Source organism: Paenibacillus sp. FSL R7-0198, from assembly GCF_038000415.1.
Classification (GTDB): domain Bacteria; phylum Bacillota; class Bacilli; order Paenibacillales; family Paenibacillaceae; genus Paenibacillus.
This window is the reverse complement of the sequence record NZ_JBBOCB010000001.1, coordinates 674,583-687,813: the sequence shown is the minus strand read 5'-3', so window position 1 is coordinate 687,813 and position 13,231 is coordinate 674,583. Positions and strand designations below refer to the sequence as shown.

Here is a 13,231-nt window from a genome sequence, read left to right as displayed (position 1 = left end):
ATAGATAACTGACATGTCTAACACATATTGATATACTTTGCTGTCCTGAATGTGGAGGTAATCCGCAGACAGGACAGCTTTTTACATAAACATATATACGAAGGTTACTATAGGTTTAGAGTTATACGTAACCTTTTGGCGATAACATGGCACTTATACATGAATAGAACAAGCAGCATGCTTATATGAAGGGAGTCCATAGCATTGAATTCATGGATTGAAGGAGCGATGAAGGGCGAACCTGAAGCTTACGCACAACTGATGTCTCAATATCGCGGGATGGCTCTTGCTGTTGCCTATCACCGACTGGGGGATACATTTTGGGCTGAAGATGTCGTGCAGGAGGCGTTTACTGAAGCCTTTGGCAATCTATCCAAGTTGGAGGACTCAGAGGCTTTTCCCGGGTGGTTCAAGGTGATCGTGGAGAGGCAGTGTTATCGCTGGCTAAGACGCAAGCAACATACCATGATTCCAGTTCAGGAGCTGGAGCATGTATTCCATGAAGAGGATCAGGCGCATAATCCGGAAAAACAAGCGGTGCAAAACGAAATGCATCGTACGCTGCGTGATTCTATTGCAATACTGCCATCATCGATGCGGATTGCTATTGAACTGTTTTATTTGGAAGGATACTCGCTCAAGGAAATATCGGATTTCCTCGGGGTCAAGGTACCTGCATTAAAGAAAAGACTGTTCGATGCCCGATCCAAACTCAAGCGCTCTATTCCTGCAAGGGATCTGGTCTCTGTATTCAGTGACTTGTATGAAGGGGGAAAAGGATTGTTACACATTATGAATGGGGATCACGCTGCCAATCGTCTAAGAGAGAGTGGAATCGAGGGAGAGATCCTCGTATGGAGAGAATTGTACACGTTTGGACCGGTTGCCAAAGATATGAAAGATGCAAAGGAGCGGAAGAATCGGGCATACGTATTAGAACAACAGTTGGGCATTCCACCGGCGGAATACTTGAAGATTGAGGAGCTTGAGCGCAAGTTGCAGTCGTTTCAACAATATAAGGAAATTGTCTTATGGTTCGAATACGATCTCTATGATCAGACGATGTTATCGTATCTGTTACATTATTTCAGAGGACAAGCACTCCAGAATACGAAACTGAATCTGCTCTGTATTGACTCGTATTCAGAGATTGAGCACTTTAGAGGACTGGGACAGCTTACCTCCACACAGATTGAACGTCTGTCCGGCAGTTGGCATGTGATTGAGAGAAACGAGTTACAAGCCGGTGCACAGTTCTGGGAAGCCTATACGTCGACTGATTTCCGGCATCATCTGGATTACTTGCAGGCAGACACTTCTGCACTACCCTTTGCGAAAGCTGCCTTTAAGGCACATTTGTCCCGTCTGCCATCTGTATCGAACGGTCTGGGGCTGATTGAGCAGACCACACTGGAGACCATTAGAGCAGGGGTAGAGCATCCGTATCCATTATTTCGCGAGGTAGGGGACAAGCTGCATATTCTCGGGATGGGTGATCTTGAATACTGGGCACATCTGAAGCGGATGACAGAAGGACCTCATGCTTTACTTCAGATGAGCGGTGCAACCACTTTCCCTAATTTCAAGCAGCATGATGAAAAATTCCGTGACGGAGTCCTGTCGCTAACGGAACTCGGAATTCAGGTGTTGAATGAAGAAGTCGATTGGGCACTGCTGAAGCAGGATGAATTCTGGATCGGTGGATTGCATAACGCAAGCGGGAAACAAGCCAAGTGGCGCTGGAACCCCGCTTCGGAAACCGTAGTGGAGATTGAGTCGACATCGTAATCAGTGGATAGAATCTGAGAAAATAAAGTATTGCAAAAAGAGAGTATCCAGCCATGTCGAAGCATGAGCGACGATGCTCTCTTTGGTTTGATTAGGAATTAGTTGTGATTCTCAAAATGATTTCCTCCTTTTTTAATAGTTGTTTGACTAGATGTATACCTGTACAGTAAACTGTACATATTACAGTTTACTGTACAGGTATACACTAAAGTGTAAAGGAGTGAGGTTATGAATCAGTACACTGCAAAGCGTATCTCAGAAATTCTTCAAGAAGATGATACTAAGATGAATCTGAGGACGGTTCGGTACTATACACAAATAGGCATGGTTCCTCCGTTAGAGTTGGTAGGAAATAAAAGAGTATATACCGATAAACACATTCATTATTTTCGAGCAATTATAACTTTATCAAGAACTGGTGAGAACTTAGCATCCATCCAAGAAAAATTAAATTCTCTTTCTTTAAATGAAGTGGAAAAAATCGGCCAATTGATGAGTTTATATAGTCCAGACCGTGTCTTGGAAAACGAAACTCTGACAATAACAGATGATGTTTCAATTACATTAAGTCCTCGAGTTTCTGCCGAATTAAAACAGAAGGTCATTGATTCTGTTTCACAGGTTTTAAGGGGGGAATCTAATGATGTTTAATCTACGGCTGGCTAAAAAAAAGATGGAAAAAGAAGAAGGAATGAATCATTTATGGATTGAGCTCACCTATGTCAATAATTTAACTGAAAATGCATTATTACGTATTCATCTCCCAAAAGGCCTTTATCGAGGGTTGAATTTGAATGGGAATTTCGAAACAGAAACAGATGAAATAAAATTAGGTTCACAAGATAAAGACGTATTTATTGAGTTTTACACACAGTCCAGAATAGATTGTGATGAGGCATTGATTAATGTGGAATTATGTTATCAAAGTAGTCATGATAATTGGAAAGCAATAAAACAGGGCATAACAGTTCGCTTTGTAGACGAAGAAGATGTAAAAGATGAGCATATCGACCATCAAGTCATTGAACGGGTGATGAAACTCGAAATTAATTCGTCTAACAAGGCTGAATCAGATAAGGAATTATTAGTTATCAGACCAAGAACGTATCAAACAAGGGACAGTGAATATGCTTATCTTGAAAAGGACTATCGAATAAACTACTAGTAGAAGGGAGCGCTCAACGTATTTTACGAATGCGTAAACTTATTGATAATGTGATTGTAAAGCACAATAACAAAGGGCAGGTGATTAAAAATGGACAGAGAGGTAATCGAATATTCCGTAGAATTCCAAGATTCTTATGGAATCATATACACTCGAGAATTGAGAGCTGAAAGTATAGCTGAAGCCAAAATTATCATTCAAAATAACTACCCTGATGTTGTAGTTCGAGCAGTCACACGTATTACAGAAAATGAAAAGGAATAACTATCTGATGATCTGGAATTTAATCATTTATCAATACAAATACACACATTGCAGAGGATTCAACTAGTGTAAAAATAAGAATCATAACGGCGTATTTAGAAAAAATTATTTCCGGGAAACAGCGTAATCGAGACTTTTGTTAAAGAAAAAAGGCGTTTGTGCCATTTCGTTGTCATAGGACACGGATTGACTGTGTAGTGTAGAATTATATAATAAAAGAAGCATATCTTTTTTATTCGACAGAACAAGATGGAGGTGGAAGCATTGGGAAGTTGAAATTGCATATGAGCGGCAGAATGGCAAATATCCTACATTTTCGAAGGAGGTGGACCTATTTGCCGAAGAATGACGGCAAATAGGATGAAAATTTGAGTGACCCCTTACCGAGTATTTTAAATTTAGTAATCATTGGTTTACTTGTATTAATGAATGGTTTCTTTGTGTCGGCGGAATTCGCGATGGTGAAAGTTCGTGGAAGCCGGATTGAGGCTTTGGTGGAAACAGGCAACAAAAATGCCATCTATGCTTCCAATATCGTACGTAATCTGGATGCATATCTATCAGCTTGCCAACTAGGTATAACTTTGGCTTCACTGGGACTCGGGTGGCTGGGAGAACCGGCAATTGCACATCTGTTAGAGCCCATGTTTACCACATTTGGACTGGGACCAGTCTACGTTCATGGAATCTCTATTGCCATTGCATTTGTGATTATTACGATCTTGCACATTGTACTGGGAGAACTTGCTCCCAAAACGATGGCGATTCGAAAGTCTGAGACGATCACGTTGTGGTCTGCGGCTTTGCTAACGTTCTTCTACAAGTTAATGTATCCATTCATATGGGCACTGAACGGTATGGCTAACGGCTTGTTGAGACTGTTCCGAATGGCACCAGCTTCGGAGATGGACGACGCGCATAGTGAAGATGAATTACGTATTCTCATGAAAGAAAGCAATAAGAGCGGTTTAATTGATAACACTGAATTAGCACTTGTTGATAATATATTTGATTTTACGGATACAACCGCCCGTGAAATTATGATTCCGCGGACGGAAATGATCTGTCTGAATGCCAATGAGTCCATGCTGGAGAATCTGGAGATTGCCAGCGAAAGTATGCGAACAAGGTATCCGGTATATAACGGAGACAAGGATCATATTATCGGCTTTATTCACATTAAGGATCTGATGCGATCCCAACTTACGGATACCATCTCCGTAATCCGGCCCATCCTGGCTGTGCCAGATACCACCCTGATCAGTGATCTGCTCAAGCGTATGCAGCGTAGCAAGACACAGATTGCGATTCTAATTGATGAATACGGGGGAACCTCCGGGCTTGTCACACTTGAAGATATCATGGAAGAGATCGTAGGCGAGATTCAGGATGAATTCGACCAAGAACGTCCTGCCATTGAGCAAGTGGATGAGATGGAATACTCTATTGATGGATTGATGCTGATTGAAGAAGTCAGTGAACGATTTGGACTGGAGATGGATCGTGCCGATTACGATACAATCGGGGGCTGGTTATACTCCAGAGTAGATGCCATTCCACCTGAGGTCGGTCAATCGGTTGAGTATGGGGGTTATGTATTTGTCATTCAAGAGACAGAGCATAAGCGGATTTCCCGAGTAAATGTGATTAAGCTGGAACTGTTGGTTGAAGAAGAAGGCGCGTAAGCCGGATCGAAATTGTAACAAATGAAGCTGTATGGTGACGTAATGGTCAACGTACAGCTTCTTTGCATACTCATGATTCTTTGGGTGCATGAATGACAATATCAGCATAACGGTTCTCCGTGACAAAGCTATTTTTGATATCAATTCGCTTATAAGTGACGTAAACATTCTCTCCAGGAGCGAGATCATGCTGGATATTCAGCTTTTTTCGAGCAATCCCGAAAACACGTAAAAATTGGACATGGGAGAGGGTGCGACCGCTCTGCTTGAGGAAAAGAAAAGCAAGGATGGGAGACAGTACAAGTCCCCAGATCATAAAGGGCAATACATAGCGGTCAATCCCCATGCTTATCCAGCTTTCACGGGCTGTAGCCAATAAATATATTAAGGTCCCTGCGGTAAGCGCACTCACCAAGATAACAAGCCAACGTTTGAACGAGCCGGAAACTTCGATATGTAGTTCATTCGGATTGGAGCTGTGACGATGCCTTTTGGATTTGGATTGAAATTTACTCAAGTTATACACCTCATTTGCAAATCTTGTTGGTTAATATGGTTTCGTGTATCCATTACCCAATACATACGGGCTGGAATAATTTAGGTTTCAACCATGCTGGAGATGCATGCAAAGACAAAAGACGCTGCCGACAGAAACATCGGAGCGTCTAATTTTTTTTTGAAACCTGTCACCTGATCCGTCCGTTTATACCCTTACACAAAATCAAGTATGGAAGCGGAGGATGGATCAATATGCGGAAAATGAATAATAAGAGTGCAGCATCTATGCTAAAAATAACCTTTGTTGCCTTGTTAATGGTGCCAACAATCCTGGCTATACCTACGTCCGAACCAGCCGTTGCAAGCCCGATGATCAACGTGTCCTCTGGTGCCCTTACAGCTCCGCCACCGCCAGAACCATCCATCCATTCGCTTGCTACCACTCGAGAACTTGGACATATCTATCAAGCGGTCGGTGCACTCATTCCTGGGGGTGGACTATCGGCTATCGTCAATACCAAGACCATGACATATACAGCAATGAAGACACTTTCCGTAGATTATCGACTTGAGCGCTGGACAGGAACAGCATGGGTAACTTTTAAAACGAATTCCAACAATGCAACGAATACAAACTTACTGAATGCCGCATCGGATTGGACCGTTATGCCAGGATATTATTATCGCGTTACCAGTATTCATACAGCGTATGATGGAAGTACCACGGAAACAAGCAAACATGTCTCTGGCACCGTGTTATTCTGATCTTATCGACGGGTGCTGCCGGGAAACTTCTGCTCTTGAAAATCGTTGGCAATAGCAGTCATTTCTTCTTCCGAAAGGGTGCCAAACAGACTCATATTGTTGGAACCCATCATCCACTGAAAGGAGTTATAGGGTGGGCCGATATACATCAGTGCTTCCGTGCCATCCGCCAGCTTTACGGTGCTCATATCACGAAGCATGGCCCCTTCAATTTTCTCCCCAGGCATGACATAGATATAATCAAACTGGATAATCTCATCTTCTATGCTTTTGCCTTCACTGGTATATTGAACTCTCATTTGGTTGGACTCATAATAATCGTCTGGATTCACAGGGTTTTCAGTATCGAGCACGAGTTCGAATTTGACCTTGTTGAATCGCTCGGGAATGGCCTTGGATAAAAGAAAGTCACCCATGAACCCTTCACGTGCAATCTCTTCCGTAACAAGTACTGGACGAAACTGATGGCTCGATAACTCATACGAAGGTGTATTTAGAGCCTCTTCTTCTTGTACTTTAAGAATGTCGTCCAAGCTGGTTTCTGGTGGTGGAGGCGTTTTGGCTGTTGACGGATCAGCCCCCAGATGGGTCGTGCGATCCTCGATAATAATGGATTTCATGCCATTGCCCCAATCCTTGATGGATTGCACAAAAGGGGATACTGCTTGCGTACCGGACGGCAGGCTGAAAATAACGGCCCCAATAGTTACGGATGCAGCGACTACAACAGACAGCCGTAAAGTACGTATTCTTTTTTTGCGTAAACCGATTCTGTTAATTTCCCTGTGTACCTTCTGCCAGGATTGCTGCATGGATTCGGTATGGGAGGCGGAAGGGGCAGAGACGGCCTGATGGAAAGCCTCATCAAAAGCCAGATCAAACGCAGCGTCGAAATATTCATCTTCCAGCTCTGAATCGAATGGCTCCACAAGTTTATCGGACTTGCCTTTGCTCAATGCTTCCACCCCATTCCTTATGTAATTTCTTCTTGATACTGCCGCGGGCTCTGAACAAACGTTGCTTCACAATGTCTTCGGAGGTATCCAGCAGTTCGGCCATCTCTCGGTAGGAGAGACCTTTTTTCCACCGTAACTCCACCAGTACACGATATTCCGGTTTGAGCTGTCTGAGATAATATTCAATAGACTCTTCCATCATCTGCGTTTCTACCATGCTTTCCACGGAAGCTGCCGTCTGATTCATCGTCTCCATATCTATAAAAACACTATCCGTATCCACTTGGTTACGGTTATTTTTATTTTTTCTCAGATAATTAATAGCTGTGTTCCGCGTGACGACCTTGAGCCAGGCTTTCAGTTTGACCTCGTCTTCAAAGATGGGTTTGTTTTTAATGATTTTGATAAAAGCTTCCTGAATAATATCTTCTGCTGCAGCACGCTCCTTGATGATATAAACGATAAGACCATGTACCATATTATAATATTCATAATACACTTCTTCTTGAAGTGCAGAGCCTAAATTATGGAAATCTGAGGCTAGTAGTAACTGAAGCCGATTGGCCATGATGTTCTCCTTTCTGGTGAACAATCCACAAACATTGGTATCATTACATTTTACAACATAATATGGAAACGGTACAATGGGAGGTTGGTCCGGGAAAAACCAGATGAGGGAAGTGTGTATAACATGCGGGAAAGTTTGCTGAAAATTAATAAAAGGCCGTCTCGCCAACCATGAATACATGGTTGCAAGACAGCCTTTTCGACTGTTCAGAGAGTATACATTACAGGAGATAACTCTCCGTGATCAGTTAGAATGCCCAGTCTCCCTTAAGGAAGATGGCTTCACGTTCGCCGTTTGCCGTGATACCGTAGATGTCCGTCTCGGCAGAGCCCATCATGAAGTCCACATGGGTGATGCTGGTGTTCATGCCACGAGCTGCAAGCTCTTCAGGAGACATCGTTTTGCCACCTTCGATATTGAATGCATAGGAACTGCCAATCGCAAGATGGCAAGACGCATTCTCATCATACAATGTAGTGTAATACAGGATACCACTCTCAGAGATCGGTGAATGGAAGGGAACCAAAGCGACTTCGCCGAGGTAATGAGATCCTTCATCCATGGAAATGAGTCTTTCCAGCGTATCCTGACCTTCTTCAGCATGAAAATCAATGATACGTCCGTTCTCGAATGTGAGTGAAAAACGATCAATGATACTGCCGCCATAGCTAAGTGGTTTGGTGCTGGACACTTTGCCGTTTACGCCATGCTTGGCTGGAGCGGTGAATACTTCCTCTGTCGGGATATTCGCAACAAAAGGGGTGCCTTGCTCATTCACGCTACCCGCCTGCGCCCAGATATGACCTTCTGGAAGCTCGACAGTAAGATCGGTCCCTGGGGAGAGGAAATGCAACGCTTGATACCTCTTGTTGTTCAGTGCAACGGCTTTGGTCTCCAGTCGTTCAATATGCTGCTCCCAAGCCGCTACAGGGTCCTCCAGATCGGCTCTCACCGCAGCAAAAATGGCTTCCCACAACTGGCTAACCTGCTCAGCTGCCGGGAGATCCGGGAATACTTTGGCTGCCCAATCGGGGGAAGGACAAGCCACACCCGTCCAGCTCATTTTATCCGCCTGTTGATACTGACGGTACTTGGCCATCGCCTGACCAAATGTACGCTGATGGGTCGAGATCCGCTCAGGGTCAATACCTTTCATCAGGTCAGGGCTGGATGACAATACGGTCAGAAAGGCTGCATTATTGGCTGCCAATTCTTCAAGCTCCGCTGCATGCCATTTCGGCGGCTCTTGGAAGGATTCCTCAGGGGCCATCTCAAACCGCAATCGATTGACGGTTTCATCTCCGTATTTTACAATCACCTGCTTGGCTCCAGCTTCATATCCTTTACGTACCAGCAAACGTACGAATTCAGCGGTATCAATCATAGCAGAGATGACAAATACTTGCCCTGGTTGCACGTTAGCACCTACTCTTACAGCCAGTTCAGCGTAACGATCCAGTTTTTGTTCAAAACTTAACATATGAGTTCCCTCCAATTGTTGAATTGTTGACCTGTTGACACAGGAAAAGAGAGGAGTAATCTCCTCTCTCCTAAATCACATCAAACGGGATTAAAATGCCCAGTTTCCTTGCAGGAAGATCGGCTCTTCCGCACCTTCGGAGGTCACGCCGTGGATGTTCATTTCTCCAGATCCAATCATGAAGTCTACATGAGTGAGGCTTGAGTTCATGCCACGTTCAATCAATTCTTCTTTGGACATCGTTTTACCACCTTCCAGACAGAAGGCATAGGCATTACCAATCGCCAAATGGTTGGAGGCATTTTCATCAAACAAAGTATTGTAGAACAAAATATTCGTATCCGAAATTGGGGATTGATGTGGAACAAGGGCTACTTCACCCAGATAGTGTGCACCTTCATCCATCTCGATCAGGTTTTTGAGTGCATCCAGTCCTTGTTCAGCGGTGTAATCTACGATTCGACCGTTCTCGAATGTAAGGGAGAATCCGTCAATCAGGTTGCCGCCGTAGCTCAGTGGTTTCGTGCTGCGCACTGTACCGTTAACACCCGTTTTCAGCGGAGCCGTGAATACTTCTTCCGTAGGCATATTGGCAATAAAGACATGTCCTTGCTCATTCACACTTCCACCGGATACCCAGATATGGCCTTCTGGAAGTTCGATGGTCAAGTCTGTGCCTGGAGCTGTATAGTGAAGCTTCTTGTATTTCTTGTTGTTCAGCAGATCAGCGCGGGAATCCAGGTTTTGCAAATGGGTTTTCCATTCGGCAACAGCATCCTGTTCACCGATCCGTACTGTTTTGAAAATGACATCCCACAGGCGGTCCACTTGTTGCGCTTCCGGCAGATCCGGGAACACTTTAGCTGCCCATTCAGGAGAAGGAACGGCTACGATAGACCAGCTGAATTTGTCAGCCATCTGATAAGAACGATATTTTTCGAGCGCTTTGCCGCGCACTTTTTGGCTAGTAACAATCCGTTCCTGAGCTACACCGTTCAGCAGATCCGGATTTTCAGCGATGACGTGCAGAATAGCGGCACCTTCTTCAACGAGTTCAGTCATTTCAGCTGCAAACCATTTTGGTTCAATGGAGAAGGCTTCATCAGGGGCAAGATCGTAATGAAGACGTGTAACAGTTTCATCACTCCAGTTTACTTTGACCAATTTCGCACCTTTACCGTAAGCCGCTTTGACAATCAGTCGTACAAAATGTGCTGCCGAGATTGGAGCGTTAACCACAAGTGTCTGTCCAGGATGGACATTGACACCGACTTGTACAGCCAGTTCAGCATATTGCTGCAGATTCGTTTCAAAAGTATTCATGCTATTTTTTCCTCCAATGTGATAATAATATCGTAGCTTGTTGGCTATTATAGTCCTCATTACAACTATGTAAGGACTCAGAATGGTTCCTTCATTGAATAAGGTATACGTTGCTACGTTATATATTGTACAATTAACCAATAATAATTACCAAACTAGGTTTACCAGAAATGTTGGAGACCGACTGTAGATGAAAGATTAAAGGAGAGAATGATAGTGAATATTGAAATTATAAGTGCTGAAATGCGCCGTGAAGGTGAAAAAGGATACGTGGGAAATACCGTTTACCGCACAGAAGGCGAAAAGTCAGTATATGAAATTACCTTCATGAGCAAGAACGGAAAAGATTGGGACTATAGCTTGCATTTCACGGAGCAATCTGGAGATGAAGATGAGTTACTTCGTATGGACGAGCTGCTTGAGAATGATGACGATCTGTACAATCAATTGCTCGATGCTGCTCTGGAGGCATTTCCGGCTTAACTGGCCGAGATGTTCTTGTTCTATTGTGTTGTGTCGATGACTATACTAGACGGTGTATGCCCGAAACAGGGTGTATACCGTCTATTTTATTGGAAATGTTGAATAGATGATCCAGAAAAGGGAAGTCTACGAGATGATGGAACCAGAGAGACAATCCGCCTAATGGGAGGTAACCGTGAATGGCATCTGACAATCTGATTACAGAAGGGTTGACGGGACTTGAAGAAGTCGCGCCCGATATTCTCAGTCTACGTACACTATTCGTTAATGTCGTGTTCATCGGAGAGCCAGGAAGCAGGAACTGGGTCCTCGTGGACACCGGAATGGCGAGGTTCACAGATCATATTGTTCAGGTTGCAAGCGAACGTTTTCAAGGTCCGCCATCTGCAATCATATTGACACACGGTCACTTCGACCATGTAGGAACCGTTATTGAGCTGGAACAATTCTGGGGTGTGCCAGTGTATGCTCATCCGCTTGAAATTCCGTATTTAACGGGATTAAAAGATTACCCGCCAGCGGACCCTTCTGTAGGTGGAGGTCTAATGTCCAGATTGTCATTCGCTTATCCCAATGAGGCAATCAATCTGGATGATCGGATATTCAGTCTGCCCAAAGATCATTCCGTTCCAGGCGTATCGGGATGGGAATGGGTGCACACACCAGGTCACACACCTGGACATGTGTCACTGTTTCGGGAAGCGGATCGTTTGCTGATTGCAGGGGACGCAATCATTACGGTGAAGCAGGAATCGCTGTGGAGTGTGTTACTTCAGGACAAACAGTTGCATGGCCCACCATCTTATTTCACAACCGATTGGCAGGCTGCTCATCAATCTGTCCAGCATATAAGGCATCTGGAGCCGAAACTTGCAATTACCGGGCATGGGCATGCTTTGAGCGGAGATATGCTGAGTGAATCCTTGAAGCGGCTTGATCTGGACTTTGAAGAGAGCACTGTGCCGGATCACGGCAAATATGTGGATTAATTGAACCAACATATGAAAGCAAGCAGAGACAGCCGCAGCGGATTGCAGCTGTCTTTTTTGTCTTTATATCATGAATTTGTTCTCTATCATAGATTGGTATTTTGTGCTCGGGCATGATATAGTCGAGCCGTATAATATAACCTTAGTATGCAGGAGGTACATATAACGATGACACAGCAAAATGCAGCATTTGAAGAACAATTTGGAGGGATTCCAGCCATTTGGCTTCGTTTTAATCAGTTTGAAGCGGCAGTTATTCCAAGCGTGGGTGCCAACCTCGTTGCTTTCCGTGATACAGAAAAGGGTTTCCGTTATTTGAGAGAGCCGAATCAGGATCAGATGGATGAGTTTATGGCTGCACCAGCGGTCTATGGAATTCCGATTCTTTCTCCACCGAACCGTTATGAGGATGGACGTTTCCCTTGGAATGGTAAAGTCTATCAGTTGCCTGTGAACGAACCGGCTACAGGTAACCATTTGCATGGATTTTTGCATGATGCCGAGTGGAAGGTCGAGGGATATGGTTCTGACCAGCTAGAGAGCTATGTCTTGCTTAGCCAGGACGTGAAAGAAGGACATACATTCCATCAGTATCTGCCGTTTACATTCACGGTGACGCTTCGTTACTCATTGAGTAGCCAAGGACTTCAGCAACAATTGATCGTCCGCAACAACGGGACTGAATACATGCCGAATTTGTTTGCATTCCACACGGCGATTGCTGTACCTTTTGCACCGGATAGTCAAGCCTCGGATTACACGGCCAAAGTTACCATTGGACAACGTCGTGAATTGAACGAGCGTTCTCTGCCAACAGGACAATTTCAACCGCTTACACCTGAGGAAGAACAATTGAAGAAAGACGGGGTTAGTCCGTTCTTTGCTGCGATGGATAACCATTACACTGCGGAACCGCAGAATGGACGTAACTATATGGAACTTACGGACAACCGTACTGGAGACAAACTGGTATATGATGTGGGTACATCCTACAAGCACTGGATGATCTGGAACAATAACATGGGTGGCGAATTCTTCTGTCCTGAACCACAGATGAACCTGGTTAACGCTCCTAATGTTGAAGGCATCCCGGCAGAAGAAATCGGATTGGTCGGTCTGGAACCAGGTGAACTATTCGAACAAAGCAGCCGATTGTATCCAATTGCATCACAAAAATAATTCACGCTCGTTTTGCGCTACGCTTACAATTTTGTCGAAAAGGTGAAAACCTGCTCGCAAATCATGTATAATATGACGAGATACACAA

14 protein-coding genes are annotated in these 13,231 nt (G+C 44.3%); 9 read left to right on the top strand and 5 right to left on the bottom strand.

The genetic code is table 11. The features are described from left to right. Window positions 1-204: 204 nt before the first annotated feature. From MKY87_RS02760 to MKY87_RS02740, 5 genes are all read left to right on the top strand, one after another. Window positions 205-1,788, top strand: coding sequence for a sigma-70 family RNA polymerase sigma factor (locus tag MKY87_RS02760; RefSeq protein ID WP_340962828.1), 1,584 nt, complete (start codon window positions 205-207; stop codon window positions 1,786-1,788). Between the two features lie 228 nt (window positions 1,789-2,016). Continuing rightward, a complete protein-coding gene (locus tag MKY87_RS02755; protein WP_340962827.1) occupies window positions 2,017-2,439 on the top strand; it encodes a MerR family transcriptional regulator in 423 nt (140 codons plus the stop codon). After that, window positions 2,429-2,953, top strand: coding sequence for a hypothetical protein (locus MKY87_RS02750; RefSeq protein ID WP_340962826.1), 525 nt, complete (start codon window positions 2,429-2,431; stop codon window positions 2,951-2,953). The genes MKY87_RS02755 and MKY87_RS02750 overlap by 11 nt, the downstream gene beginning before the upstream one ends. A gap of 90 nt (window positions 2,954-3,043) precedes the next feature. Further along, window positions 3,044-3,217 (top strand): hypothetical protein, encoded by a 174-nt coding sequence (locus MKY87_RS02745; protein ID WP_340962824.1) that lies wholly within the window; start codon window positions 3,044-3,046, stop codon window positions 3,215-3,217. Window positions 3,218-3,585: 368 nt separating this feature from the next. Further along, on the top strand, window positions 3,586-4,902 hold the full coding sequence (locus MKY87_RS02740; protein WP_340962822.1) for a hemolysin family protein: 1,317 nt from the start codon (window positions 3,586-3,588) through the stop codon (window positions 4,900-4,902). A gap of 70 nt (window positions 4,903-4,972) precedes the next feature. On the opposite strand, the gene MKY87_RS02735 is transcribed toward MKY87_RS02740, so the two are convergent. Continuing rightward, on the bottom strand, window positions 4,973-5,419 hold the full coding sequence (locus tag MKY87_RS02735; protein WP_340962820.1) for a hypothetical protein: 447 nt from the start codon (window positions 5,417-5,419) through the stop codon (window positions 4,973-4,975). Window positions 5,420-5,652: 233 nt separating this feature from the next. On the opposite strand from MKY87_RS02735, the gene MKY87_RS02730 reads away from it, so the two are divergent. Then, a complete protein-coding gene (locus tag MKY87_RS02730) occupies window positions 5,653-6,165 on the top strand; it encodes a hypothetical protein (RefSeq protein WP_338587156.1) in 513 nt (170 codons plus the stop codon). 2 nt (window positions 6,166-6,167) lie between these two features. Here the strand turns inward: MKY87_RS02730 and MKY87_RS02725 are convergent, their stop codons facing one another. From MKY87_RS02725 to MKY87_RS02710, 4 genes are all read right to left on the bottom strand, one after another. After that, window positions 6,168-7,121 carry a hypothetical protein gene (locus tag MKY87_RS02725; protein WP_340962818.1) on the bottom strand — a complete coding sequence of 318 codons (954 nt, stop codon included), beginning with the start codon at window positions 7,119-7,121 and terminating at the stop codon, window positions 6,168-6,170. After that, on the bottom strand, window positions 7,099-7,689 hold the full coding sequence (locus MKY87_RS02720) for an RNA polymerase sigma factor (RefSeq protein ID WP_338587152.1): 591 nt from the start codon (window positions 7,687-7,689) through the stop codon (window positions 7,099-7,101). The genes MKY87_RS02725 and MKY87_RS02720 overlap by 23 nt, the downstream gene beginning before the upstream one ends. A 247-nt stretch (window positions 7,690-7,936) precedes the next feature. Further along, entirely contained in the window at window positions 7,937-9,169 is a 1,233-nt protein-coding gene (locus MKY87_RS02715; RefSeq protein ID WP_340962816.1) for an aminopeptidase, read from the bottom strand. 90 nt (window positions 9,170-9,259) lie between these two features. Continuing rightward, window positions 9,260-10,492 carry an aminopeptidase gene (locus MKY87_RS02710; protein ID WP_124115192.1) on the bottom strand — a complete coding sequence of 411 codons (1,233 nt, stop codon included), beginning with the start codon at window positions 10,490-10,492 and terminating at the stop codon, window positions 9,260-9,262. Window positions 10,493-10,702: 210 nt separating this feature from the next. Here MKY87_RS02710 and MKY87_RS02705 point away from each other — a divergent pair, with 210 nt between their 5' ends. From MKY87_RS02705 to MKY87_RS02695, 3 genes are all read left to right on the top strand, one after another. Continuing rightward, a complete protein-coding gene (locus tag MKY87_RS02705; protein WP_339783347.1) occupies window positions 10,703-10,975 on the top strand; it encodes a hypothetical protein in 273 nt (90 codons plus the stop codon). A 179-nt stretch (window positions 10,976-11,154) separates the two neighbouring features. Beyond that, window positions 11,155-11,964: an MBL fold metallo-hydrolase gene (locus MKY87_RS02700; protein ID WP_340962814.1), complete on the top strand. Its 810-nt coding sequence runs from the start codon at window positions 11,155-11,157 to the stop codon at window positions 11,962-11,964. Window positions 11,965-12,132: 168 nt separating this feature from the next. Next, window positions 12,133-13,143, top strand: a complete 1,011-nt coding sequence (locus tag MKY87_RS02695) for an aldose 1-epimerase (RefSeq protein ID WP_339783349.1) — start codon at window positions 12,133-12,135, stop codon at window positions 13,141-13,143. The last annotated feature ends 88 nt before the right edge of the window (window positions 13,144-13,231 follow it).